Source organism: Rhodococcus sp. IEGM 1318, from assembly GCF_033142465.1.
In the GTDB taxonomy this organism is placed as follows: Bacteria; Actinomycetota; Actinomycetes; order Mycobacteriales; family Mycobacteriaceae; genus Rhodococcus_F; species Rhodococcus_F qingshengii_B.
The window spans coordinates 370,867-393,139 of record NZ_JAWLSC010000005.1; the positions used below are offsets into that span (position 1 = coordinate 370,867).

At 61.0% G+C, this 22,273-nt stretch carries 23 protein-coding genes; 13 read left to right on the forward strand and 10 right to left on the reverse strand.

All coding sequences use genetic code 11. The features are described 5' to 3' along the window. The first annotated feature begins 6 nt into the window (after nt 1-6). The 4 genes from nox (at nt 7) to R4P65_RS14985 (ending at nt 4,049) form a co-directional block, all read left to right on the forward strand. On the forward strand, nt 7-1,215 hold the full coding sequence (nox, locus tag R4P65_RS14970; RefSeq protein ID WP_317827100.1) for a 4,4'-dithiodibutanoate disulfide reductase: 1,209 nt from the start codon (nt 7-9) through the stop codon (nt 1,213-1,215). Between the two features lie 145 nt (nt 1,216-1,360). Continuing rightward, a complete protein-coding gene (trxB, locus tag R4P65_RS14975; protein ID WP_230816203.1) occupies nt 1,361-2,368 on the forward strand; it encodes a thioredoxin-disulfide reductase in 1,008 nt (335 codons plus the stop codon). Between the two features lie 38 nt (nt 2,369-2,406). Then, the gene (gene trxA, locus R4P65_RS14980) at nt 2,407-2,730 is read left to right on the forward strand and encodes a thioredoxin (RefSeq protein ID WP_003942530.1); all 324 of its coding nucleotides are present in this window, start codon (nt 2,407-2,409) and stop codon (nt 2,728-2,730) included. Between the two features lie 128 nt (nt 2,731-2,858). Next, nucleotides 2,859-4,049, forward strand: coding sequence for an N-acetylmuramoyl-L-alanine amidase (locus R4P65_RS14985; protein ID WP_317827101.1), 1,191 nt, complete (start codon nt 2,859-2,861; stop codon nt 4,047-4,049). Nucleotides 4,050-4,069: 20 nt separating this feature from the next. Here R4P65_RS14985 and R4P65_RS14990 read toward each other — a convergent pair whose 3' ends face one another. The 4 genes from R4P65_RS14990 to rsmG form a co-directional block, all read right to left on the reverse strand. Further along, a complete protein-coding gene (locus R4P65_RS14990; protein WP_317827102.1) occupies nt 4,070-4,753 on the reverse strand; it encodes a GNAT family N-acetyltransferase in 684 nt (227 codons plus the stop codon). A gap of 255 nt (nt 4,754-5,008) precedes the next feature. Next, entirely contained in the window at nt 5,009-6,049 is a 1,041-nt protein-coding gene (locus R4P65_RS14995) for a ParB/RepB/Spo0J family partition protein (RefSeq protein ID WP_317827103.1), read from the reverse strand. A 1-nt stretch (nt 6,050) separates the two neighbouring features. Further along, the gene (locus R4P65_RS15000) at nt 6,051-7,052 is read right to left on the reverse strand and encodes a ParA family protein (RefSeq protein ID WP_003942510.1); all 1,002 of its coding nucleotides are present in this window, start codon (nt 7,050-7,052) and stop codon (nt 6,051-6,053) included. Nucleotides 7,053-7,133: 81 nt separating this feature from the next. Beyond that, a complete protein-coding gene (gene rsmG / locus R4P65_RS15005) occupies nt 7,134-7,814 on the reverse strand; it encodes a 16S rRNA (guanine(527)-N(7))-methyltransferase RsmG (RefSeq protein ID WP_019746204.1) in 681 nt (226 codons plus the stop codon). Nucleotides 7,815-8,812: 998 nt separating this feature from the next. On the opposite strand from rsmG, the gene R4P65_RS15010 reads away from it, so the two are divergent. After that, nucleotides 8,813-9,001, forward strand: a complete 189-nt coding sequence (locus R4P65_RS15010; protein WP_317827104.1) for a hypothetical protein — start codon at nt 8,813-8,815, stop codon at nt 8,999-9,001. 109 nt (nt 9,002-9,110) lie between these two features. On the opposite strand, the gene R4P65_RS15015 is transcribed toward R4P65_RS15010, so the two are convergent. The 6 genes from R4P65_RS15015 to rpmH all read right to left on the reverse strand — a co-directional run bounded on the left by R4P65_RS15015 (nt 9,111) and on the right by rpmH (nt 12,182). Next, a complete protein-coding gene (locus R4P65_RS15015) occupies nt 9,111-9,401 on the reverse strand; it encodes a hypothetical protein (protein ID WP_317827105.1) in 291 nt (96 codons plus the stop codon). 158 nt (nt 9,402-9,559) lie between these two features. After that, a complete protein-coding gene (locus R4P65_RS15020) occupies nt 9,560-10,123 on the reverse strand; it encodes a protein jag (RefSeq protein ID WP_317827106.1) in 564 nt (187 codons plus the stop codon). A 20-nt stretch (nt 10,124-10,143) separates the two neighbouring features. Next, the gene (gene yidC, locus R4P65_RS15025) at nt 10,144-11,250 is read right to left on the reverse strand and encodes a membrane protein insertase YidC (RefSeq protein WP_317827107.1); all 1,107 of its coding nucleotides are present in this window, start codon (nt 11,248-11,250) and stop codon (nt 10,144-10,146) included. Between the two features lie 4 nt (nt 11,251-11,254). Then, on the reverse strand, nt 11,255-11,635 hold the full coding sequence (gene yidD / locus R4P65_RS15030; RefSeq protein WP_007729147.1) for a membrane protein insertion efficiency factor YidD: 381 nt from the start codon (nt 11,633-11,635) through the stop codon (nt 11,255-11,257). Beyond that, nucleotides 11,632-12,012 (reverse strand): ribonuclease P protein component, encoded by a 381-nt coding sequence (gene rnpA, locus R4P65_RS15035; RefSeq protein ID WP_317827108.1) that lies wholly within the window; start codon nt 12,010-12,012, stop codon nt 11,632-11,634. Before rnpA ends, yidD begins: the two co-directional genes overlap by 4 nt. Before the next feature lie 26 nt (nt 12,013-12,038). After that, the gene (rpmH, locus tag R4P65_RS15040) at nt 12,039-12,182 is read right to left on the reverse strand and encodes a 50S ribosomal protein L34 (RefSeq protein ID WP_003942540.1); all 144 of its coding nucleotides are present in this window, start codon (nt 12,180-12,182) and stop codon (nt 12,039-12,041) included. Between the two features lie 780 nt (nt 12,183-12,962). On the opposite strand from rpmH, the gene dnaA reads away from it, so the two are divergent. The 8 genes from dnaA (at nt 12,963) to R4P65_RS15080 (ending at nt 22,137) form a co-directional block, all read left to right on the forward strand. Beyond that, complete coding sequence (gene dnaA / locus R4P65_RS15045; RefSeq protein WP_003942491.1) at nt 12,963-14,525, forward strand: chromosomal replication initiator protein DnaA; 1,563 nt, start codon at nt 12,963-12,965, stop codon at nt 14,523-14,525. A 585-nt stretch (nt 14,526-15,110) separates the two neighbouring features. After that, nucleotides 15,111-16,295: a DNA polymerase III subunit beta gene (gene dnaN, locus R4P65_RS15050; protein WP_007729165.1), complete on the forward strand. Its 1,185-nt coding sequence runs from the start codon at nt 15,111-15,113 to the stop codon at nt 16,293-16,295. A gap of 44 nt (nt 16,296-16,339) precedes the next feature. Next, on the forward strand, nt 16,340-17,248 hold the full coding sequence (gene gnd / locus R4P65_RS15055; RefSeq protein ID WP_230816195.1) for a phosphogluconate dehydrogenase (NAD(+)-dependent, decarboxylating): 909 nt from the start codon (nt 16,340-16,342) through the stop codon (nt 17,246-17,248). Further along, nucleotides 17,249-18,478 carry a DNA replication/repair protein RecF gene (gene recF / locus R4P65_RS15060; protein ID WP_317827109.1) on the forward strand — a complete coding sequence of 410 codons (1,230 nt, stop codon included), beginning with the start codon at nt 17,249-17,251 and terminating at the stop codon, nt 18,476-18,478. Next, nucleotides 18,471-19,016: a DUF721 family protein gene (locus R4P65_RS15065; RefSeq protein WP_003942471.1), complete on the forward strand. Its 546-nt coding sequence runs from the start codon at nt 18,471-18,473 to the stop codon at nt 19,014-19,016. Before recF ends, R4P65_RS15065 begins: the two co-directional genes overlap by 8 nt. Before the next feature lie 124 nt (nt 19,017-19,140). Beyond that, the gene (locus R4P65_RS15070; protein WP_003942578.1) at nt 19,141-20,052 is read left to right on the forward strand and encodes a metal-dependent hydrolase; all 912 of its coding nucleotides are present in this window, start codon (nt 19,141-19,143) and stop codon (nt 20,050-20,052) included. Further along, entirely contained in the window at nt 20,052-21,173 is a 1,122-nt protein-coding gene (locus tag R4P65_RS15075) for a PDR/VanB family oxidoreductase (RefSeq protein ID WP_317827140.1), read from the forward strand. Before R4P65_RS15070 ends, R4P65_RS15075 begins: the two co-directional genes overlap by 1 nt. Nucleotides 21,174-21,213: 40 nt before the next feature. Continuing rightward, nucleotides 21,214-22,137 (forward strand): alpha/beta fold hydrolase, encoded by a 924-nt coding sequence (locus tag R4P65_RS15080; RefSeq protein WP_317827110.1) that lies wholly within the window; start codon nt 21,214-21,216, stop codon nt 22,135-22,137. The last annotated feature ends 136 nt before the right edge of the window (nt 22,138-22,273 follow it).

Genomic DNA, 22,273 nt, shown 5'->3' on the forward strand with positions numbered 1-22,273 from the left:
CAGAAAATGACCACAGTGCCCACACCGTCAATATTCGAACCCGCACGTCTCGGCCCTCTGACCTTGCGCAACCGCATCGTCAAAGCTGCCACTTTCGAGGGTGTCATGCCCAGGGGAGCAGTCTCCGACGATCTGATCAACTTCCACGCCGAAGTGGCCCGCGGCGGAGCCGCGATGACCACCGTCGCCTACTGCGCCGTCTCACCGGGTGGACGAGTCCACCGCGACACCCTTGTCATGGACGAGCGCGCACTACCTGGGCTGCGCAGACTGACCGATACCGTCCACGCCGAAGGCGCACTGGTCGCGGCGCAGATCGGCCACGCGGGACTGGTCGCCAACACGCTCTCCAACAAGACGAAGACTCTGGCGCCGTCGACCCGGCTGAGCCCACCGGCAATGGGCCTCGTCAAAGGCGCGACACTTGCCGAACTCGACGGTGTTGTCGCCGACTTCGAACGGACCGCCCGCGTCGCGGTGGACGCGGGATTCGACGCCATCGAGATCCATCTCGGTCACAACTACCTACTCAGTTCGTTCATGAGCCCCAACTTGAACAAACGCCACGATCGATACGGCGGCAGCGTCTCCAAGCGCGCCGAGTATCCGCGTCGAGTCATCGAAGCGGTGCGACGAGCTGCTGGACCCTCCGTGGCGGTCACCGCGAAATTCAACATGTCCGACGGGGTTCCGAAGGGTCTGTGGCTCGACCAGAGCCTGCCGATCGCACAGATCCTCGAAGACGACGGGCATCTTGACGCGATGCAATTGACCGGTGGCAGTTCACTTCTCAACGGAATGTACTTCTTCCGCGGTGAGGTCCCACTCGCAGAATTTGTTGCTTCCCAACCCAAGCTCGTCGGGTACGGGCTCAAGTTCTACGGCCCCAAACTCTTTCCGACGTACCCGTTCGAAGAAGGCTTCTTCCTTCCCTTCGCCCGCCAGTTCCGGCAGGCGCTGAAGATGCCGCTGATCCTGCTCGGCGGAATCAATCGCGTCGACACCGTCAACCACGCGCTGGATGAAGGGTTCGAGTTCGTCGCTATGGCGCGCGCACTGCTCAGGGACCCGCAACTGGTCAATAAATTTCAGGCCGAGAGCGCCGTCGAGGGTCTGTGTATTCACTGCAACAAGTGCATGCCCACCATCTACACCGGCACGCGCTGCGTGGTTCGGGACGCACTGGTGGTTCGGGAAGTACGCCCTGCGCTGTGAACCCCTGATTCTGAGCTGCGGACTGTGAGCTGCGAACTGTGAGCCACTTTCCAGCCGGGTGCGGGAACAACACCCCTTATTCTGGTGTTGATCGGTACGGCTCTCCAAGAAGCGGAGGGTCTGCACTCACTATTGGAAGGCTCGCATGACCACCCAGCTGGAAAACACGCCCGCGGTCCATGACGTCATCATTGTCGGTTCCGGACCGGCCGGTTACACCGCTGGTGTCTACACCGCGCGCGCTGAGCTCCAGCCCGTGCTCTTCGAGGGAACCCAGTTCGGTGGCGCCCTCATGACCACCACCGAGGTCGAGAACTTCCCCGGTTTCCGTGAGGGAATCATGGGCCCCGATCTGATGGAACAGATGCGTGAGCAGGCACTGCGCTTCGACACCGACATCCGCACCGAGGACGTCGAGGAAATCGATCTGAGCGGCCCGATCAAGACGGTCGTCGCGAACGGCGAAACCTACGCCGCGCACGCGATCATCCTCGCGATGGGCGCGGCAGCGCGTTACCTGGGGATTGAAGGTGAAGAGCGTCTCCTCGGCCGGGGCGTCAGCGCCTGCGCCACCTGCGACGGGTTCTTCTTCCGCGACCAGGACATCGTCGTGGTCGGCGGCGGCGACTCCGCGATGGAAGAGGCAACATTCCTGACCCGTTTCGCTCGCTCGGTCACCCTGGTGCACCGCCGCGAGGAGTTCCGGGCCTCACGGATCATGCTCGAGCGCGCCAAGGCGAACGAGAAGATCCGCTTCCTGACCAATGCGGAGCCCGTCGAGGTGCTCGGTGAGAACAGTGTCACCGGGCTCGTCGTGCGCGACACCGTCACCGGTGAAACCTCTACACTCGAGATCACCGGCATGTTCGTCGCCATCGGCCACGACCCGCGCAGTGAGCTCGTCAAGGGCCAGGTAGACCTCGACGACGCCGGATACGTCCGCGTCGCACCCGGTTCTACCGCGACCTCCGTCGACGGCGTCTTCGCTGCCGGTGACCTGGTCGATCACACGTACCGTCAGGCGATCACCGCTGCCGGCACCGGATGCTCCGCAGCAATCGACGCCGAACGCTGGCTGGCCGACCGCGGCGACATCACCGCCAACACGCTCGACGCTGCCGGCCACACGGTCGACGTCGTCGGCGCTCCCTGATTCATCAAGCTGTCGTACCCAACCCTCGAGGAGTAACAGTGTCGAATACCGTCACCATCACCGACGATTCCTTCAAGCAGGACGTCCTGGGCAGCGACAAGCCCGTTCTGGTCGATTTCTGGGCAACCTGGTGCGGCCCGTGCAAGATGGTCGCCCCGGTCCTCGAGGAGATCGCCGGCGAGAACAGCGAAAAGCTGACCGTCGCGAAGCTCGACATCGACGCCAACCCGGCGGCCGCCCGCGATTTCCAGGTCATGTCGATCCCGACGATGATCCTGTTCAAAGACGGCAAGCCGATCAAGACGATCGTCGGCGCCAAGGGCAAGGCTGCACTGCTCAAGGACCTCGCAGACGTTCTCTGACGGCTGGTTGAGCATCGTGGATTCTCGCAATCCACAGAATTTCTGAGATAATCGATCGATGTGCCTGATCGGGTCTACGACCAGGCACATCGATCGAATTCGTTAACCGATCCGAGAGGCTTTCACGCATGCACAGACTCCGACGCGGCGATCACGGCCCGGCCGTCGCCGAGATTCGGGGCACATTGACGAAGCTGGGATACCTCCATCACGGAACTTCCGGCATTCGACGTGAAAGCGCCGACGGTGCCCACTGGGTTGCACCCGACGCCATCTTCGATCATCAACTCGACAGCGCCGTTCGCGCCTTCCAGCAGCAGCGTGGGCTCCTTGTCGACGGCATTGTGGGGCCGGCAACGTATCGCTCACTTCGTGAGGCCTCGTACCGCCTGGGTGCCCGTACGTTGATCTACCAGCTGTCAGCGCCGCTGTACGGCGACGACGTCGCAGCTCTGCAGGCAAAATTGCAGGACCTCGGCTTCTACGCGGGCCGGGTCGACGGGTTCTTCGGTCCGCAGACCCACGAGTCTCTCTCGTCTTTCCAGCGTGAAATCGGTATCGCCGCCGACGGTATCTGCGGTCCGCAGACACTACGTTCGCTGGAACTGTTGGGAACCCGCGTCACCGGTGGTTCCCCGCACGCAATCAGCGAACAGGAATTGGTGAGGCGCAAGGGCCCGCAGCTGGGCGGCAAGCGCATCGTCATCGATCCAGGCCTCGGCGGGCCGTCCACCGGCACCATCGTCAACGGCATCTCCGAAGCCGACATTCTCTGGGATCTGGCCATGCGCCTCGAGGGACGGATGGCGGCAACCGGGATGGAAACTTTCCTCTCCCGCCCGCACAACGCCGATCCGACCGAGGCCGAGCGCGCACTGACGTCCAACGCCTTCGACGCCGATCTGATGATCTCCTTGCGTTGCGACAGCAACTCGAGCCCATCGGCAAACGGTGTCGCGAGCTTCCACTTCGGTAATTCGCACGGTTCGGTCTCGATGATCGGGCAGGTGTTGACCGGTTTCGTTCAGCGCGAGATCGTTGCGCGAACTCCGTTGCGGGACTGCAGAACTCACGGTCGGACGTGGGAGTTGTTGCGCCTGACCAACATGCCGACGGTGCAGATTGATCTCGGCTACCTGTCCAACGCGTCCGACGTTGCGGTACTGACGAATCCGCGGATGCGTGACACAATCGCCGAAGCCATTTTGATCTCGGTCAAGCGGCTGTACCTGTTGGGTCAAGACGATCAGCCGACCGGCACCTTCACCTTCGCCGAGCTTCTCGCAGAGGAACTTTCGGTAGCCGACCGCATTTCGTAGGTCCTGCGGTCGGCACCTGCTCACACTCTGGCGAGCTCGCTGATCTCCACCATCTCGAGAGCTGCGGCCTTCAGTAGACGGTCGAGGGCTTCTTCGACGTCAACTTTCCATTCGTGGTCTCGATCGAGTTCGAGACGGAGCCGCGGATAGCGATGGTGTGGAGCCACGACCTCGAAACCGTAGTCCTCGAGGAACTCGGCACTGATCATGCATTCTGCGGGTGAACATTCCAGAGCAGCGGTTGCGCTGGCCACGTCGGACGCGGGACCCAGTCCGTCGCTGCGGATACCGAACGCCTCCAGCGCACGAACTCCGCGTCGAACCAGATCTGTCACGACAGCGGCCAGCAGGCTCGGCCCAAGTTCTTCTTCTATCCCCGAAGGCTCGAGACGAAGGCTTGTCAGGAGCACTGCGTCCGAACTGACCGGGCTGGTGGGAAACAGTTGCGCGCGCGGGATCATGCGGGGAGGGGCGTACAACGCACTGCCGAGCGGCTTTCCGTCGCGGACGGCGACCTGTCCACACGAACCCCACTCGAGCATGACCATCGACAGCCAGGCTTCCTTCTCGAATTCCTGATCACAGAATCCTCGGGCGTCATGAAGCGCGCCCGGGTCCATCTCCCAGAACACGCAACGACGCGCATGGGCGGAAAGCTGATCGAGGCTGTCGAGTGTGAGAGAGGTGATGACGTGAGTCGACACTGACTAACTCACTCTCCGTAGGTCCCCGAAGCGGTTTTGATGCTCGCCCGCCGCTTTTCTCTTCTCCAGGATAGGCCAGCTACGACAAGTCGGCAGCGGCACGAGAGTTGATCGCCCTAATATATTGCTGTTCAACATCTTTCGTCCCGGTTCAAGATTTCGAGAAGCTCGGACCACCTAGATTTGTCACAGTGACGAAAATAGGTGGTGTGCCCGGTCATCGTCATTACGTCACCAACCGGGATTCCGACTTCACTACGTGGATTTCTGCGCTTCCATCATTCCGACGATGCGTTGCAAGTCGTCGACCGAGCCGAATTCGACCACAATCTTCCCCTTCCGCTTGCCCAGACTGACAGTCACCCGGGTGTCGAACGAGTCCGACAACCGCTCGGCCACATCCTGCAGACCCGGCATCACGATCGGCTTCCGCTTCTGTGGGGGAGCGATCTCATTATCCGCCCGGTTGGCGAGAGTGACTGCTTCCTCCGTCGCGCGAACCGACATTCCTTCCGCGACGATGCGCGCCGCCATGACTTCCTGAGCGTCGGCACCCGCCTCGAGGGACAGTAGTGCGCGAGCATGGCCGGCCGAAAGTACACCGGCCGCAACGCGGCGCTGAACCGCCACCGGCAGCTTCAGCAGACGAATCATGTTGGTCACGACGGGACGCGAACGTCCGATCCGATTGGCCAATTCTTCGTGGGTGACTTCGAACTCCTCGAGCAACTGCTGATACGCGGCTGCCTCCTCGAGAGGGTTCAACTGCACTCGATGGATGTTCTCGAGGAGCGCGTCGCGCAACATCGAGTCGTCATCGGTTTCACGAATGATCGCCGGAATCTTCTCCAGCCCGGCTTCCTGGCTCGCACGCCAGCGACGCTCACCCATGACAAGTTGGTACTTGTCACCGTGACGACGGACCACGATCGGCTGCATCAAGCCGAACTCGCGGATCGAGTGAACCAACTCCGCGAGTGCTTCCTCGTCGAAAACACTGCGAGGCTGCTTCGGGTTCGTCTCGATCAGGCTCGGTTCGATCTCGAGATAGACCGCGCCGGTCGGCTCGAGTTCGGTCTCCGGCTCCGCTTCGACGGCGGCCTTGGCAGCCGCCGCCTTGGTGGCTTTCGACGTTTTCGGGGCGGCCTTCGTCGGTGGGGGAGGGGAGGGGTTGCGCTTGTCGACGCCGATTACGACGTCCGCTGCAGCCGATCCCAGACCCGGCGCCGTGGCCGGCCCAGTGGGGATGAGAGCAGCCAAGCCGCGGCCCAATCCACCCTTGCGTGCTTGACTCATCTCACTGCTCCTGGGTCGTTGTGGTGGCAGAGCGGGCGGCAAGTTCACGGCCGGCGTCGAGGTAACTCATGGCGCCACGTGAACCGGGGTCGTAATCGAGAACTGTCATCCCGTATCCGGGAGCCTCGGACACCTTCACGCTGCGCGGAATCACAGCGCGCAGGACGGCCTCACCGAAGTGTTTGCGTACTTCTTCAGCCACCTGGTCGGCCAGCTTGGTCCGTCCGTCGTACATCGTCAGTAGGACGGTGGAGACATGCAGATCCGGGTTGAGATGCGCCTGGACGAGTTCGATGTTGCGGAGCAACTGACCGACCCCCTCGAGAGCGTAGTACTCGCACTGGATCGGGATCAGCACTTCCTTGGCAGCGACCATCGCGTTGACGGTCAGCAGTCCCAGCGAGGGCGGGCAGTCGATGAGGACGAAGTCGACGTCGAGCTCTGCGAGCACCTTGTCGTTGAGCGCGCCTTTGAGTCGATTCTCGCGGGCGACCATGGAGACCAATTCGATCTCGGCGCCTGCCAGATCGATCGTCGCGGGTATGCAGAGAAGCCGCTCACTGTGCGGGCTGGTCTGGATCGCCTCCGGGGCCTTCACTTCGCCTATGAGCAACTCGTAGCTCGACGGGGTGCCGGAGGTATGGACGACGCCCAGCGCCGTGCTGGCGTTGCCCTGAGGGTCCAAATCGACTACCAGGACCGTGAGTCCTTGAAGAGCGAGCGCTGACGCAAGGTTCACCGTGGTCGTCGTCTTGCCGACGCCACCCTTCTGGTTCGCGATGGTGATCACGCGGCGGAACGCCGGCTTCGGCAGTGTCACCGAATGGGGATGAAGCACCTGGCTCGCTCGATGCGCAGCGGCCCCGATGGGAGTCTCCTCCGAAGAGATCGCCGCATAGGGGGCGGTGAAATTGTCGTCGTCGTTGACGATCTGATCCGCACCCGCGCTCGTGTGCTGCTTCGGTGTTTCACGTGAAACGGCGGATTCAGATCGACCCGACATTGACTGCTCCTTCGATTGGGAATCGATCACTAGGTGCTCTCATCATCTGTACATTGTTCTCGATTGCATGCGTGCAAATCATCAACGCTGGCGACGCTTCGGGAGACGTTCGGCCTTCACCACCACCGTGGGGGTGCGGAGAATCTTGGCTCCACATTCGAGTATTTCCAACTTACCTGCGCCCAACTTGGTGAGCGCCGTACGGTCCCGCTCGATCTCCTCGGCGGCGCTGGAGCCCTTGAGCGCAAGCATCCGACCGTGCTCGTGGATGAGTGGAAGGGACCAACGGGCAAGCTTCTCGAGGGGCGCCACAGCACGCGAGGTAACCACGTCCGCGCCGCCCGCTTCCTTCACAACACCTGATTCCTCGGCTCGCCCTCGGACAACCAAGACGTCCAATCCGTTGGACTCGATGAACTCAGCGAGGTACACCGAGCGTCGAAGCAACGGTTCGACCAGAGTCACCTTCAAATCCGGGCGGGCGATTGCGAGAGGGATACCGGGTAGGCCGGCGCCGCTTCCAACGTCCACAACCGACTCACCTTCGGCAATCAACTCACCGATGACAGCGCAATTGAGAAGGTGCCGCTCCCACAGCCGAGGAACTTCACGAGGACCAATCAGCCCGCGCTCGACACCATCAGTCGCCAGGGATTGGTAATACCGTTCCGCGATCTCATATCTGTCACCGAACACTGCGCGCGCAGTCTCTTGTTCGTCCCAGTCAACCGACGCCGCACCATTCTGTTCCACGTGAAACATCCTCCCGCGTAAACCGCGAAATCAACAATCAAGACCGAAATCATTATCCGCTCTGGAGCCGACATGTGTTCGCTTCTGCACACCGACTCGCTGTGAGTCTGCCGACTCGTTCATTCTTTGGGAAGTATTCGGCCCAAAATTCAAGCGGGGGAGGGGAGGGGTTCACGTTCCACGTGAAACATTGCACTGACAAATCTCTCACTTCTGAGGCGTTTCACGTGAAACATGGCCCGGCGATCGAATGCAGATAGCAACGCGATTCTGAGTATCATCACAGTGACGAAACTGGCATGGGTAGTTACATGGATGGAATTCTGACCCAAAATGGACACTTTTCAACGAAAAGTGGTTGCCGAAATTGCTCCCGTTGGCCTGCGGAGCGGACTCGGTCAGTCTGACCCAGTCTGTTTTTGGACGCGGATGATCTTCGATTTCCAAGTCCCGGACAGCTGCGGTATCTCATCGCCGGTTGCAACGAGCCATTCATCCGTCGGCTTGACACTCCCGTTGCGGGGGACCGGAGACTTGGCATCACAAACCGAGAATCAATCCAAGGAGCTTCGCACCACAGGATGCGAATCGGGGAGTTCGCACTCGCCTCTGGACTGACAGTGAAAGCACTACGCAACGACGGCCTCGACATCGACGTCGTCGTAGAAGCATCTCGCGCAACCCGCACTAGATAACTTCCTTCATCGAAGGACACCGAGCACATGTCGCTGACGAACACGCGCAACAAGATGCTGACGCAGCGCAAGGGTCTGCGTTTATCGACTCACTTGAACTCGACTACACCGTGCACCGTCGTTCCATGCTGGCTCAACACTGGGTTGGAATCCAACACGAAATCCGGAACCTCGCACTCGAATAGGTTGGTCGAAGCTGAGGTCGTCGAAGTTCTGTTCTGCTAGTGGACTGCCCAGATCCCCGCCGAGCCAGTTGGCATCTCCTGAACGATCTTCGAATCCGGCACACTCCCGGCGCGCGACGAACTGTTCGTGACACTCGAAACATCCGAAGACGATTCCGATCTCGGCGATCTGGGCGCCGAAACCGCACAGATCGCGATGATCGATCAAGCAAACGGTGACGGACTGAAGTTGGTTGACGGCAGCATCCGTCAGGTTGGGGTTCTCGCTGACGACGGCACACCCGAAGCAATTGAACTCGTGATCGCCATCCAATAGGCGTCCAATACCAATCTGGGATAGAGATCGAGGGCTCGGGGCAACAACCATCGATCCGGTTTCACGTGAAACGAAGGGCCGAACATTCCAGCTGGGGGAGGGGAGGGGCTCACATGTAGTACGGCATGTTGTCGATCGAATATCCGAACATGCACAGTGCGCCGCCGACAGCCAAGAAGGCAATGATGAAGCTGAGCATGACTGCTCTCCCGGATCGCCATGCCAGTGCAAGCGGAATGAATACGACGGCGACTACTCCCAGCGGCAACAACCAGCAGAGCCAGTACTCCACACCGCCCGGCGGGAAGGACTGGACTTCCATTCTCTGCTGCAGTTCGAAGACCACGGGCCAATAGCTCAGGCCGCACACGAGCATCCCGATCGAAGCACCCAAGACCATCAATCAGAGAGGGATTCCGGAGCGCTCGTGCGATATGTCGACAACGATAGGCACCTAACCTTCACCGTGCCGCCGGGTTCGGTTTCACGTGAAACACCTCTCGGACACAAAAGCGGGCCCCGGAAAATCCGGGGCCCGCGTTCGTTCAAGGGGGAGCGTCAGTCTTTGAGGACAACCACTCGACGAGACGGCTCAGCGCCTTCGCTCTCGCTAGAAACACCGGCGACCTTGGCGACGGCGTCGTGCACGATCTTGCGTTCGAACGGCGTCATCGGAGCAAGCTCCTCGCGTTCGCCGGTCTCGAGAACACGATGTGCTGCTTCCGCACCGAGAGCACTGAGTGCTTCGCGACGGCCTGCACGCCAGCCAGCGATGTCGAGCATCAAGCGGCTGCGCTCTCCGGTCGACTGCTGAACTGCCAGACGAGTCAGCTCCTGGAGAGCATCCAGAACCTCACCCTTGCGTCCCACGAGCTTGGTCAGGTCGTCGCCGCCGTCGATGCTGACGATCGCCCGATCGCCCTCGACGTCAAGGTCGATGTCTCCGTCGAAATCGAGAACGTCGAGCAACTGCTCGAGGTAGTCGCCGGCGATCTCGCCCTCTTCGATCAGGTCGTCATCGGAATCGTCGATGTCTACATCCACATCGGTAACCGGCGCAGTGGTCTCGGTGCTCACGTCTGCGTTCTCTCCATCCACAACGATGTCAGCTTCACTGGACATTGGTCGTTCTCTTTCCTGGATCAGCGCCGTTTATTGCGCTTGGGGGAGTTGCCGCGGTTGCTCTGTGGCCGGTTCTGTTTAGGTTTCGACGTGGACCCACCACTGGAACCCGAGGGCTTCGGCTGTGGCTTCTTGAGCAAAACTTCCGGTGCGTCGCCGTCGTCGTCAGCTGATTCCGCGGTCTTCAGCGCAGCCGGGGATCCCTTCTTCTTATTGGGATCCGGACGGGCACCGGGCTTAGGCGCATTGTCGTTGCGGCGAGTGATCGCTTCCTGCTTCTTGGCTTCTTCTTCGGCGTCGATCTTGCGGAAGACGAGGTGCTGCTGACCATAGGTCCAGATGTTGTTCGACACCCAGTACAGGAGGATCGCGATCGGGAGGAACGGTCCACCGACCAGAACGCCAAGCGGGAAGACGTACAGCGCGAGCTTGTTCATGATCGCCGACTGCGGATTCGCGGCAGCTGCTTCACTCTGACGGGCAACGGAAGCGCGTGAGTTGAAGTGCGTCGCGATGCTGGCGATGATCATCAGCGGAGCGGCCACGAGAATGATGTTCAGGCGTGACGGAAGCTCGGGAACATTCTCGGTGACGTAAGCCTGAAGCTGCGCGACCGGCGTCGTGATCGCGGCCGAGATGGGCGCGCCGAACAGACGAGCATCCAGGAATGACTGGACGTCAGTGGCCGAGAAGACGTAGTTCGGGGTGTTGAGGTTGTCCTCGGCGCTCATGCCCAGCTGGCCCATGCCGGTGCCGGTGCGGTTGAACGAGCGCAGGACGTGGAACAGACCGATGAATACCGGGGCCTGAGCCAAGACCGGAAGGCAGCCCATGATCGGGTTGAATCCGTGCTCCTTCTGGAGCTTCTGCATCTCGGTGGCCTGGCGCTGGCGGTCGCCCGAATACTTCTTCTGCAATGCCTTGATCTGCGGCTGCAATTCCTGCATCTGGCGGGTCGTGCGGACCTGCTTCACGAACGGCTTGTACAGAACCGCACGCAAGGTGAACACCAGGAACACCACGGAAAGCGCCCAAGCTATTCCGTTGTCCGGGCCGAGAATGAACCCGAAGACCTTGTGCCAGACCCACAGAATCGCGGATACCGGATAGTAAATGAAATTGAGCACGGCTCTAAGTACTCCTCTGTTCGTCCGTCGGACTGTGACACGCTGCGCGTGCTTCCGGACAGCTATGGCGGCTACCCGCATCACGGTCACGACGGGCAGGGACAGGGTCCCACCCTCCAGAATGCCAGGGGGCACACTTCGCCAACCGCACCACAGTCAAGAAAAGGCCTTTGATCGCCCCGTGAGTGCGCAGCGCTTCGACTGCGTATTCACTGCAGGTGGGGGTGAACCGGCAGGTCGGCATCCTCAAGGGCGACACATACGTCCGGTACAACTCGATACAGAAGATGAGAACAGTGGCGGGAGCGCGACGCACAGCCTTCAACACCGTGATGACACGGGAGGCTCTGGGAGTCTCGATCTGCTCAGAGAGCGGAGTACTCATGGCTCTTCACTTACCGACACCAATAGGTTCATTTTGGTCAGGCCCCCACGCAACTGCTTGGCCAGTTCGGCTGAACTGGCGGTAGCTGCGCCCGGAAGTGCGCGGATAACCACGTCTGTCTCCGGCGAAACCTGTCCGACGAAATCTGCACAGATATGACGAAGCCGGCGTGCGACTCGATGTCGAATCACCGCCGGCCCGACAGCCTTGCTCACGATCAGCCCGAAACGGGGACCGTGATTTGTTACTACCAGCGCCTCTACTTGCCCGCGATTGAACGCGTGCACGACAAGGTCGCGTCTTCCCATACGACGCCCACGTCGCGTCGCCACGGAGAAATCCGCGTGGCGACGCAACCGGAACGGCTCAGGCAACACCCCGAGCTCCTGAACTCGAAATCAGATCAGGCGGTGAGGGAATCGCGGCCCTTACGGCGACGCGCCGAAACGATTGCACGACCCGCACGGGTACGCATACGAAGACGGAAGCCGTGAACACGCGCGCGGCGGCGATTATTCGGCTGGAACGTCCGCTTGCCCTTGGCCACGGTCAACACTCCTCGAAGTTCATTGACGCCTCCCGGCGTCATTCAGTGATCGACGCCTTACGGCGCCTTTGGATCCAACAGGTACAGAACAATCAACTTCACTCGTTGTGGCTTGGAAGACCGATCCGACCTGACATATGTAGCCAGCACGAAGCGATCACCACCAGCGGGTGACCGTTCGAGGTTACTTACCACCGTTGCCAAGGTCAAACCAGCCCGATTCGAAGCCCTTCCGCGGCAACTGCGACGACACGCCGACAGTTGCATTATTCCGTAGATTCCCAAACTGGTGTGCATACGGCCGTGACCTCGAGCGAGGCGGCAAGTGTGACCTTGGCAACAGTTCCGCTACGGACTGCAGGTGGCCCGCACGCAAGCCGGACAGTTCCACCTGCGCGTGCTCTCCACAAGGCCTCATCAGCACATACGGGCATGAGCGCCGGACGCGACCCCGAATCCCGAGTTTCCACATTCATCCACAGGGCTGTGAGTGTTGACGCATCCCCGACACCAAGTGGCGAACGCCTCGAGTTCCCACAAAGTTGCAGGTAGATCAATTTCTCGGTCACTTCAGCGAATTTGGTTGACGAAAAAACCGACTCAGTGCAGGTTTGTCCACATCTGTGGATAATTGTGTGGAAACACAGCCCAGGTGGCATATTCGTAGCCTGTTACGGGGTTCTCACCCCGGGTGGTAATCCACCGAATCATTCGACGCCGCAGCCATACGCTCGGCAGCTGCAGCACACCCACTGTCGGCGAAACACGGGAAGGAACCACGTGAACGACGATCCCAACGCGCTCGCACGGGTCTGGGTCGACGTGGTTGCAGAACTCACGAGTGATGACCCCGGAAGTAATCTTCCGGCTTTGAGCAGCAAGCAGAAGGCGTTTGTCCGTCTGGTGAGGCCTCTCACACTTGCTCAGGGTTTTGCACTCCTCTCGGTTCCATCGCCATTTGCTCAAGAAACGATCGAGCGCGATTTACGCGAGCCGATCCTGCAGGCACTCGGACGCCATCTCGGCGGTCAGGTCGAAGGACTCGGTGTCCGCATCGCACTCGAAGACGATGCCGACGCACCCGCCGAACCGGTCGAGGAGCGCACGGGCAGCCGTCAGTTCGAGTCGGTCAACAGCTCGGGCGCATACCGTCGTCGCAGATTCACCGAAGGCGACGGCGAACCGTCGGACTCCGAGACTGCCGAGACCGAAGAAGTCGACGACGACCGCGAAGCACTCGCGAGCGTTCACGAATCGTGGCCGTCGTACTTCACGAAGCCGCCCGCTACTCCTTCTGCTTCGGGGTCCGGCGCCAACAGCCTCAACGCGAAGTACACCTTCGACACTTTTGTGATCGGTTCGTCCAACCGATTCGCTCATGCCGCTGCCGTCGCGATCGCGGAGGCGCCGGCGCGTGCCTACAACCCCTTGTTCATCTGGGGAGCTTCGGGACTGGGCAAGACGCATCTTCTTCACGCCGCCGGCCACTACGCACAGCGCCTGTTCCCTGGCATGAGGGTCAAGTACGTCTCGACCGAAGAATTCACCAACGACTTCATCAACAGTCTTCGTGACGACCGCAAGGTCGCGTTCAAGCGTCGCTACCGAGAAACGGATGTCCTGCTGGTCGACGACATCCAGTTCATCGAGGGCAAGGAAGGTATTCAGGAGGAGTTCTTCCATACCTTCAACACCTTGCACAACGCGAACAAGCAGATCGTCGTTTCCTCGGACCGCCCGCCCAAGCAGTTGGCAACTCTCGAGGAGCGTCTGCGGACGCGCTTCGAATGGGGCCTGATCACCGACGTTCAGCCGCCTGAGCTCGAGACGCGTATCGCGATTCTGAGCAAGAAGGCGCGGATGGATCGCCTCGAGGTCCCGCACGACGTCCTCGAGCTGATCGCCAGCCGTATCGAACGCAACATTCGTGAACTCGAGGGCGCGTTGATCCGCGTCACCGCTTTTGCCTCGCTCAACCGTCAGCCGTTGGATCTGACGTTGGCCGAGGTGGTCCTGCGAGATCTGATGCCCGATTCGTCGAGCCTCGAGATCAACGCGGCGACGATCATGGCGGTGACGGCCGAATACTTCAACATGTCGATCGACGACCTGTGTGGGCCGGGTAAGGCCCGGCCGCTCGCTCAGGCCCGCCAGATCTCGATGTATCTGTGCCGTGAGCTCACTGATTTGTCATTGCCGAAGATCGGTCAGACGTTCGGCCGTGACCACACGACGGTCATGTACGCCGACAAGAAGATCCGTAAGGAAATGACGGAACGCCGCAAGGTGTACGACCAGGTTCAGGAGTTGACCGCAAGGATCAAGCAGCGCTCCAAGCGTTGACCTGCACTTATTTCGATCGATGCCGCTCGAGGCAGAGGTTTCCCTCGAGCGGCATCGGTGTATTCGAAAGGTTCCACGTGCGGTCCCCTCGAGGGCGGTTGTCCTCCTCGAGAGACGACACGCCGGAGTCAGACACGCCGATGAGAACAAACTCTTCGTTTCTTGTGAAAAGTATTCACATCTGTGGATAACTGTGTTGATAACTCTGGAAGTCTGTGGAGTTCTCGAGGAGGAATCCGAAAACTTTCAGAGAGTGCACAGAGGGGGTCGATTGGTCCTCGAGTCTGTCCTCGAGAAGTGCACAGGCCCTCGAGGGGACCTACCAGCGTCGACGACCGTTGCTCCACAGATTGCACAGGACTTATTACTACTACTGAGAATTTCCTAGGAAAAGCTCTTTGAAAATAGTTCTGGGGACAACTCCTGTTGAGAACCTCGCCTCAGGCTGCGCTCGTCCCGGCTTCGGCTTTCCACTTGCGCCCTCGAGGGCATACGGTGGGCATCGCTTGGTCTGTGTCAGACTTCAAGTGAGCTGATGCAGATCCGCAGCAGACGAACATGCCTACCGAGAGGAATAACCCGGCGATGGAGCTTGGAAGCCTGAAGTTTCGCGTTTCCCGGGAAGAGTTCGCTGATTCAGTAGCGTGGGTTGCTCGTAGCCTGCCCTCGAGGCCGCCCGTGCCGGTCCTCGGCGGAGTTCTTCTCGACGCAACCGAAGCCGGCCTCACCGTTTCCGGGTTCGACTACGAGGTATCCGCGCAGGTCCGCGTCTCGGCAGATGTCACCACTGCAGGTCAGGCACTCGTCTCCGGTCGCCTCCTTGCCGATATCACCAAGTCGCTTCCCAACAAGCCGGTCGATGTGACCCTCGAGGGCACTCGCGTGCTCATCTCGTGCGGAAGCGCCAAGTTCTCCCTGCCCACGATGCCGGTCGAGGACTACCCCCAGCTTCCGACGCTTCCGCAGCAGTCCGGGTCCATTCCCGTCGACCTGTTCTCCGAAGCCATAAGCCAGGTAGCCGTTGCAGCCGGCAAGGACGACACCCTTCCGATGCTCACGGGTATCCGTGTCGAGATCGAACAGAATTCGATCGTCCTCGCCGCTACCGACCGCTTCCGTCTCGCCGTGCGTGAACTCGAGTGGACTCCAGCAAACCCGGACGTCCAGGCAGCTGTTCTCATCCCGGCCAAGACTCTGTCCGAGTCCGCGAAAACGCTTGCCGGCAATGCAAATTCGCCGGTCGAGTTGGCTCTCGGTTCCGGTACGACCATCGGAAACGACGGACTCCTCGGCATCGTCAACGACGGACGCCGCACCACGACGCGTCTCCTCGACGCCGAGTTCCCGAAGTTCCGTCAGTTGCTTCCCGCTCAGCACACCGCGATGGCAACGGTCGAGGTCACGCCTCTCATCGAGGCCATCAAGCGTGTAGCACTCGTCGCCGAGCGTGGCGCACAGGTTCGCATGCAGTTCTCCGCTGACGGCCTGCTCCTCTCCGCTGGTGGCGACGACGCCGGCCGCGCGGAAGAGACGCTCAACGCGTCGTTCCAGGGCGAAGCACTCACCATTGCGTTCAACCCCGGTTACCTGATCGACGGGTTGAACTCGCTTCACAGCGAGAACGTTCTGTTCGGCTTCACCACTCCCAGCCGTCCGGCTGTTCTTCGCCCCGCGGCCGAGGAAGAGCCCACGGCGGACGAGTCCGGTAACTTCGCTGCGCCCTCGAGCGAATACACGTACCTGCTGATGCCGGTTCGCCTTCCGGGCTGAGTGGTACCCCGCACTTCAGTTCGCGCCTGACCAGGGAGAACAGTATGAAGATCGGACTCGTAGGTCTCGGCAAGATGGGTTTCAACATGCGTGAGCGCTTGCGCGCGCATGGCCTCGAGGTGATCGGATACGACCCTCGACCAGAAGTCACCGATGTCGGGTCACTTACCGAACTCGCTGCTTCCCTCGAGGGACCTCGAGTCGTCTGGGTGATGGTTCCGGCTGGTGACATCACCCAGAGCACCATTGCCGAACTGGCGGATGCCCTCGAGGGCGGCGATCTGGTCATCGACGGTGGAAACTCTCGCTACACCGACGACGCTGTCCATGCTGAGCTGTTGGGCGCCCGTGGGATCGGTTTCCTCGACTGCGGTGTCTCCGGTGGCATCTGGGGCCGTGAGAACGGCTACGGCCTGATGGTGGGCGGATCCGAGCCCGACGTGGCGAAGGCAATGCCGATCTTCGACGCTCTTCGCCCCGACGGCGACGCTGCAGACGGCTTTGTCCACGCAGGCCCGGTCGGTGCTGGTCATTACGCGAAGATGGTGCACAACGGCATCGAATACGGCCTGATGCAGGCGTATGCCGAAGGGTACGAGCTCCTCGAGGCGGAAAGCCTGATCGCGGACGTTCCCGGTGTGCTCCGAGCCTGGTCGAAGGGAACCGTCGTACGTTCGTGGTTGCTCGATCTGCTTGTCGACGCCCTCGAGGAGGATCCGGAGCTTGCGCAGATCACGGGCTATACCGAGGATTCCGGTGAGGGCCGCTGGACGGTAGAGGAAGCCATCAAGCACGCGGTCCCCGCTCCTGTCATCTCTGCTGCGCTGTTCGCGAGATTTGCTTCGCGACAGGATGATTCACCGGCCATGAAGGCAGTGTCGGCCTTGCGCAATCAGTTCGGTGGTCACGCGGTCAAGAGCGCTTCGCCCAAGAATTCGGCTTCTGGAAGCTAAGTGTTCGTTCGTAGATTTTCGCTGCGTGACTTCCGATCCTGGGATTCGCTGACGCTCGACCTCACGCCGGGAACAACCGTGTTCCTCGGTTCGAACGGGCACGGAAAAACAAACGTCCTCGAGTCGCTCGGGTATCTGTCGACGCTGTCGTCACATCGAGTGTCCGCGGATGCGCCGATGATCCGCAGCGGTTCCGCCAGTGCCTTTGCCGGTGCAACAGTGGTCAACAACGGGCGCGAACTGACCATCGATGTCGAACTGATCGAGGGAAAATCCAACCGCGCCAGGATAAATCAGTCTCCGACGCGTCGTCCGCGTGAAGTTCTTGGGATTCTGCAATCGGTGATGTTCGCGCCGGAGGATTTGTCGTTGGTACGCGGCGATCCTGGTGATCGTCGACGCTATCTCGACGAGTTGTTGACGTCCCGGATTCCCCGAATGGCCGCTGTCCGTGCGGATTACGACAAGGTGTTACGCCAGCGTTCGGCGCTACTCAAAACTGCCGGCGCGGCTTTGCGTCGTGGTTCCCGTGGTGGCGAGTCCGACAACGTTCTCTCCACCCTCGAGGTGTGGGACGGGCATCTGGCCGCTCACGGCGCACAATTGTTGGCCGGGCGCCTCGAGTTGGTCCACGATCTGGCGCCGCATCTGGCAGAGTCGTATCGTTCCATCGCACCCGAATCCCGGCCGGCGTCGATTCGATACAAGAGCAGCCTGGGTGCGTCGTTGGATCCCGAATTCACCGACCCCGCAAGGATTTCCGGTATCGATGACGTTCCGTACCTCGAGGAGCGATTTCACCTCGAGTTGGCGCAGATGCGGTCGAAGGAAATCGATCGTGGAGTGTGTCTGGTCGGTCCGCATCGGGATGATCTGGAGCTGATTCTCGGCGACAGTCCGGCGAAAGGCTTTGCCAGCCATGGTGAATCGTGGTCTTTTGCGCTTTCGCTGAGACTGGCAGGTTTTGCCCTACTGCGGGCAGACGGCAGCGACCCGGTCCTGATGCTGGACGACGTCTTCGCGGAATTGGACAGGCGTCGCCGTCGTGCGCTCGCCACTGTTGCCGCCACCGCAGAACAGGTACTGATCACGGCTGCGGTTCCTGAAGATGTGCCGGACGAACTCGAGGCGGCCAAGTTCGGCGTCGAAGCCTCAGATACCGGAGACGGTCGGATATCCCGGATAGTGCCCGTAGGCTCGACAGATCAGGAGGTCGAGTTCGATGACTGAAGACAGCAGCGCGGCTCCGGAGCCCGAGCTCAAAGGGATCGATCTGGCGCGCCGCGCCCTCGAGGAGGCGCGTGCGACGGCCAAGGCCAATGGCAAGGCCGTCGGGCAGGGGCGTTCGTCGCCCAAATACGGAAGCGGCCGCCCGCGTCGGCGCAGCGGTTGGTCGGGCCCTGGCCCGGATGCGCGGGACCCTCAGCCGTTCGGTGCTCTCACCAGTGCGATCTCCAAGTCGCGTGGGTGGTCCCCCAAGGTGTCCGAGGGCACGGTCCTCGGCCGGTGGCCGCAGGTCGTCGGTGAAGACATCTCTGCCCATGCCGAGCCGATTTCCCTGAAAGAAGGTGTACTCAGCATCTCCGCCGAGTCGACGGCGTGGGCGACCCAGTTGCGCATGATGCAGTCGCAGATCCTGGCAAAAATTGCCGCTGCCGTGGGTGACGGTGTCGTGAAGACGCTGCGCATCACCGGACCGAGCGCGCCGAGCTGGCGCAAGGGTGAAAGGCATGTGAAAGGCCGCGGACCTCGCGATACGTACGGCTGAGGAAAACTCAACCAGGCCCTGGTTCTACCTATTACTTCGTGTTACAGTTAAAACTCGCTAGTGAGTGAACTGTGTCACAAGGCTGTCGTTCCCCACCGTTCGGCAGGCATGAAGGAGTAGCCAGATGTCGCAGAAGATATCGACACCCGCTTCGTCGTTCGCCGAGCCGGATCACATCCTGTTGCAGGCTCGCAATGTCGAGTTCGACTGGTCCGATCTGCCCATGCACTGGATTCCGGGCGATCCGTTCAGCACACACGTTCTCAACGTGCTTCACCTTCTCCTCCCTGCCGGTGAGGAATGGTTTGTCGAGACCTTCAAGGAAGCTCTTCCTCTCATCGAGGACGAGAAGCTCCGTGAAGATGTCGTCGGATTCATCGGCCAAGAGGCGATGCACTCCAACGCGCACTCGGGCGTCCTGGTCCATCTCAAGGAAAACGGGCTCGATCCGACGCCGTACACGCAGCAGATGGAGTGGACCTTCTCGAAACTGCTCGGTCCGCGCCCGATGACAGGACTGCGTGCCGAGAATCACCTGGTGGAGCGCTTGGCGATCATCGCGGCCATCGAACACATCACGGCTTTCCTCGGTGACTGGGTGCTCAACGCCAAGGGACTCGACAAAGCCGGCATGCACCCGACCATGCTCGATCTGCTCCGCTGGCACGGCGCCGAAGAGGTCGAACACCGCTCCGTCGCCTACGACGTGATGCGTTACTTCGACAAGCGCGAGACACGCCGCATCCGAACGCAGATCGTCGTCACGCCGGTACTGGTGTGGCTGTGGATTCGTGGCACCAGGTTCCTCATGCGCAACGATCCCGAACTTGCCGCTCAGGCTCCCAGCCGTCGACGCCCTCACCTGTCCGATTTCATCGCGGCGGGTAAGCGAGGCACAGTTCCCACGTCGTTCGAGCTGGCCAAGCGGATGTCGACCTACTTCAGCAAGTCGTACCACCCCAGCAAAGAGGGCTCGACCGCCCAGGCGGTGCAATACCTGGCGTCGTCACCCGCAGCCCAGGCGGCCGCACGGTGATTTCACTCTCGAGGGTCAAGGACGTAATCTCCGGTCACGACGGGTTGCCGCGGTTTCCGGCGCCACCCGATCTGTCCGGCAAGAATCGTCCCGACCGCGCCATGCGTATCACGGAGTTGTTGGCGGACAAGTACCTTCGGGTATTGACGGCCTACGACTACAACCCCGAGATCGCGGGCCACAACCCCGACACGGCCATGACCATGGTGGTCACTACGCGTGAGGTGGTGGCCACCGACGAGAACGTCGTTCGCCTGCGTTTCGAATCCGCCGACGGCTCTCCGATTCCGCCGTGGCATCCGGGTTCGCACCTGGATTTCCATCTACCTTCGGGTCTGCGGCGTCAGTATTCGCTGTGCGGCGATCCCGCTGATCGCACGGGATACAGCGTCGCGGTGCGCCGGATCCCCGATGGCGGTGGCGGTTCCATCGAGATGCACGCTCTCCAACCTGGTGAGCACGTCACTGTTCGCGGACCTCGCAACGGCTTCCCCTTTGTGGGCGAAGGCAGCGCGTTGTTTGTTGCCGGCGGTATCGGCATCACACCGATCATCGCAATGGTCCGTGCGGCAAGAGAATTGGGGATGGACTGGTACTTCGTGTACTCGGGCCGCTCCCGTGAATCCATGCCGTTCCTCGACGAAATCGCAACCTGGGATCCCGAGCGTGTCTTCGTGCGCCCTGACGACGAGTTCGGATTGCCCACCACCGCAGACCTTCTCGGGCGAGCACCGGTCGGCGGCGCCGTGTACTGCTGTGGCCCGACGCCGATGCTCGACGCCGTCCGCCGCGGATTCCGCGATACACCTTCTGCCGCTTTGCATTTCGAGCGGTTCGGGGCTCCGCCGGTGATCGACGGCAAAGAATTCGAAGTGCAGCTCGTCAATTCGGGTCAGGTGCTCACCGTGCCCGCCGACGAGTCCGCGCTCGACGTTATCAAGAAGACGTTGCCCGGGGTGGGGTACTCGTGTCAGCAGGGTTTCTGCGGAACCTGTCGTGTGAAGGTGCTCGCGGGTAAACCCGATCACCGCGAAAGGCGTCTGACCGACACCGAGCAGGAAACGGAGATGCTCATCTGCGTATCCCGTTCCGACGGTGGACGTCTCGTTCTCGATCTCTAGATTTCTCAGTCCGAAGGATTTACAGCCGAAGGGTCAATCAATGTCCAAACACTCTCCTGTCCATGCCGTGACCGCGCGTCGGGTGACCAACGGTTCCGTCAGCCTGGCCGTGTTCGAGCAGGGCAAAGCGGACGGTGAGACCATCGTCCTGGTGCATGGTTGGCCCGACACCCATGAATTGTGGAACCGCGTCGTGCCTTTGCTCGCAGACGAATTCCGCGTCGTCAGCTACGACAGCCGCGGGGCCGGCGAGAGCACGATCCCCTCGAGGGTGCAGGACTACCAACTGAGCGCACTGGCCGGCGATCTGTTTGCCGTCATCGACGCGGTCAGCCCGGGTAAGCCGGTGCACGTTCTGGCACACGACTGGGGATCCGTCGAAACCTGGGAGGCAGTCTGCGAGCCGGGTGCCGAAGAGAAGATCGCGTCGTTCTCTTCCATCTCGGGCCCGAATCTCGATCATCTCGGTAAGTGGGTCCGGGCGAGCGCGTCCAAGCGTCGTTTCCTCGGCCCGGCGACGCAGGGAATTGCGTCGGCCTACACCGTTCTGTTCCAGATTCCCGGCCTGTGCACCCTTCCGTTGCGTCTGTGGTTCTCCAAGCACTGGCCGGCGTTTCTGGGGTTCTTCGACGGTCTGGACCCCCGTGTGGTCAACACCGCGCCCACCATCGCCGACGACATGGTGAACGGACTCAAGCTTTATCGCGCGAACATCCGGCCGTCTCTCGGCAAGCCGCGGGATCGGTACACGGACGTGCCCGTTCAGCTCATTCTGAACAAGTACGACAAAGCCGTTCGTCCGGTGGGATACGAGGACGCCGAAAAATGGGTCTCCGACCTGCAGCGACGTGAAATTCCCGCGGGACACTGGTCGCCGTTTTCACATCCCGGCGAGGTTGCCGAACATGCGCGGGCATTTATCGCGAGCCTGAGAGAGCGTCGCTTGGAGAAGCAAACTTCCTAGCGTTTCACCTTCCGGGGATCGTAAAAATTCGTCTGCGGCGCAGCCAGGGGTGTCATTGGCCGCTTCTAGTCGGTGCTTACCAGTAAGATGGTCAACGGTAACTAGCGGCAACATTCTCGAACCCGCTCCGACGACA

Coding starts and splice junctions, on each gene's coding strand:
- R4P65_RS14985 (WP_317827101.1), top strand. CDS start 2,859: ATGCACAGACTCCGACGCGGCGATCACGGCCCGGCCGTCGCCGAGATT.
- R4P65_RS15020 (WP_317827106.1), bottom strand. CDS start 10,123: ATGTCCAGTGAAGCTGACATCGTTGTGGATGGAGAGAACGCAGACGTG.
- yidD (WP_007729147.1), bottom strand. CDS start 11,635: ATGAGTACTCCGCTCTCTGAGCAGATCGAGACTCCCAGAGCCTCCCGT.
- dnaN (WP_007729165.1), top strand. CDS start 15,111: ATGGAGCTTGGAAGCCTGAAGTTTCGCGTTTCCCGGGAAGAGTTCGCT.
- trxB (WP_230816203.1), top strand. CDS start 1,361: ATGACCACCCAGCTGGAAAACACGCCCGCGGTCCATGACGTCATCATT.
- R4P65_RS15065 (WP_003942471.1), top strand. CDS start 18,471: ATGACTGAAGACAGCAGCGCGGCTCCGGAGCCCGAGCTCAAAGGGATC.
- R4P65_RS15000 (WP_003942510.1), bottom strand. CDS start 7,052: ATGTCGGGTCGATCTGAATCCGCCGTTTCACGTGAAACACCGAAGCAG.
- gnd (WP_230816195.1), top strand. CDS start 16,340: ATGAAGATCGGACTCGTAGGTCTCGGCAAGATGGGTTTCAACATGCGT.
- R4P65_RS14995 (WP_317827103.1), bottom strand. CDS start 6,049: ATGAGTCAAGCACGCAAGGGTGGATTGGGCCGCGGCTTGGCTGCTCTC.
- R4P65_RS15015 (WP_317827105.1), bottom strand. CDS start 9,401: ATGGTCTTGGGTGCTTCGATCGGGATGCTCGTGTGCGGCCTGAGCTAT.
- R4P65_RS15080 (WP_317827110.1), top strand. CDS start 21,214: ATGTCCAAACACTCTCCTGTCCATGCCGTGACCGCGCGTCGGGTGACC.
- rsmG (WP_019746204.1), bottom strand. CDS start 7,814: ATGTTTCACGTGGAACAGAATGGTGCGGCGTCGGTTGACTGGGACGAA.
- nox (WP_317827100.1), top strand. CDS start 7: ATGACCACAGTGCCCACACCGTCAATATTCGAACCCGCACGTCTCGGC.
- R4P65_RS15070 (WP_003942578.1), top strand. CDS start 19,141: ATGTCGCAGAAGATATCGACACCCGCTTCGTCGTTCGCCGAGCCGGAT.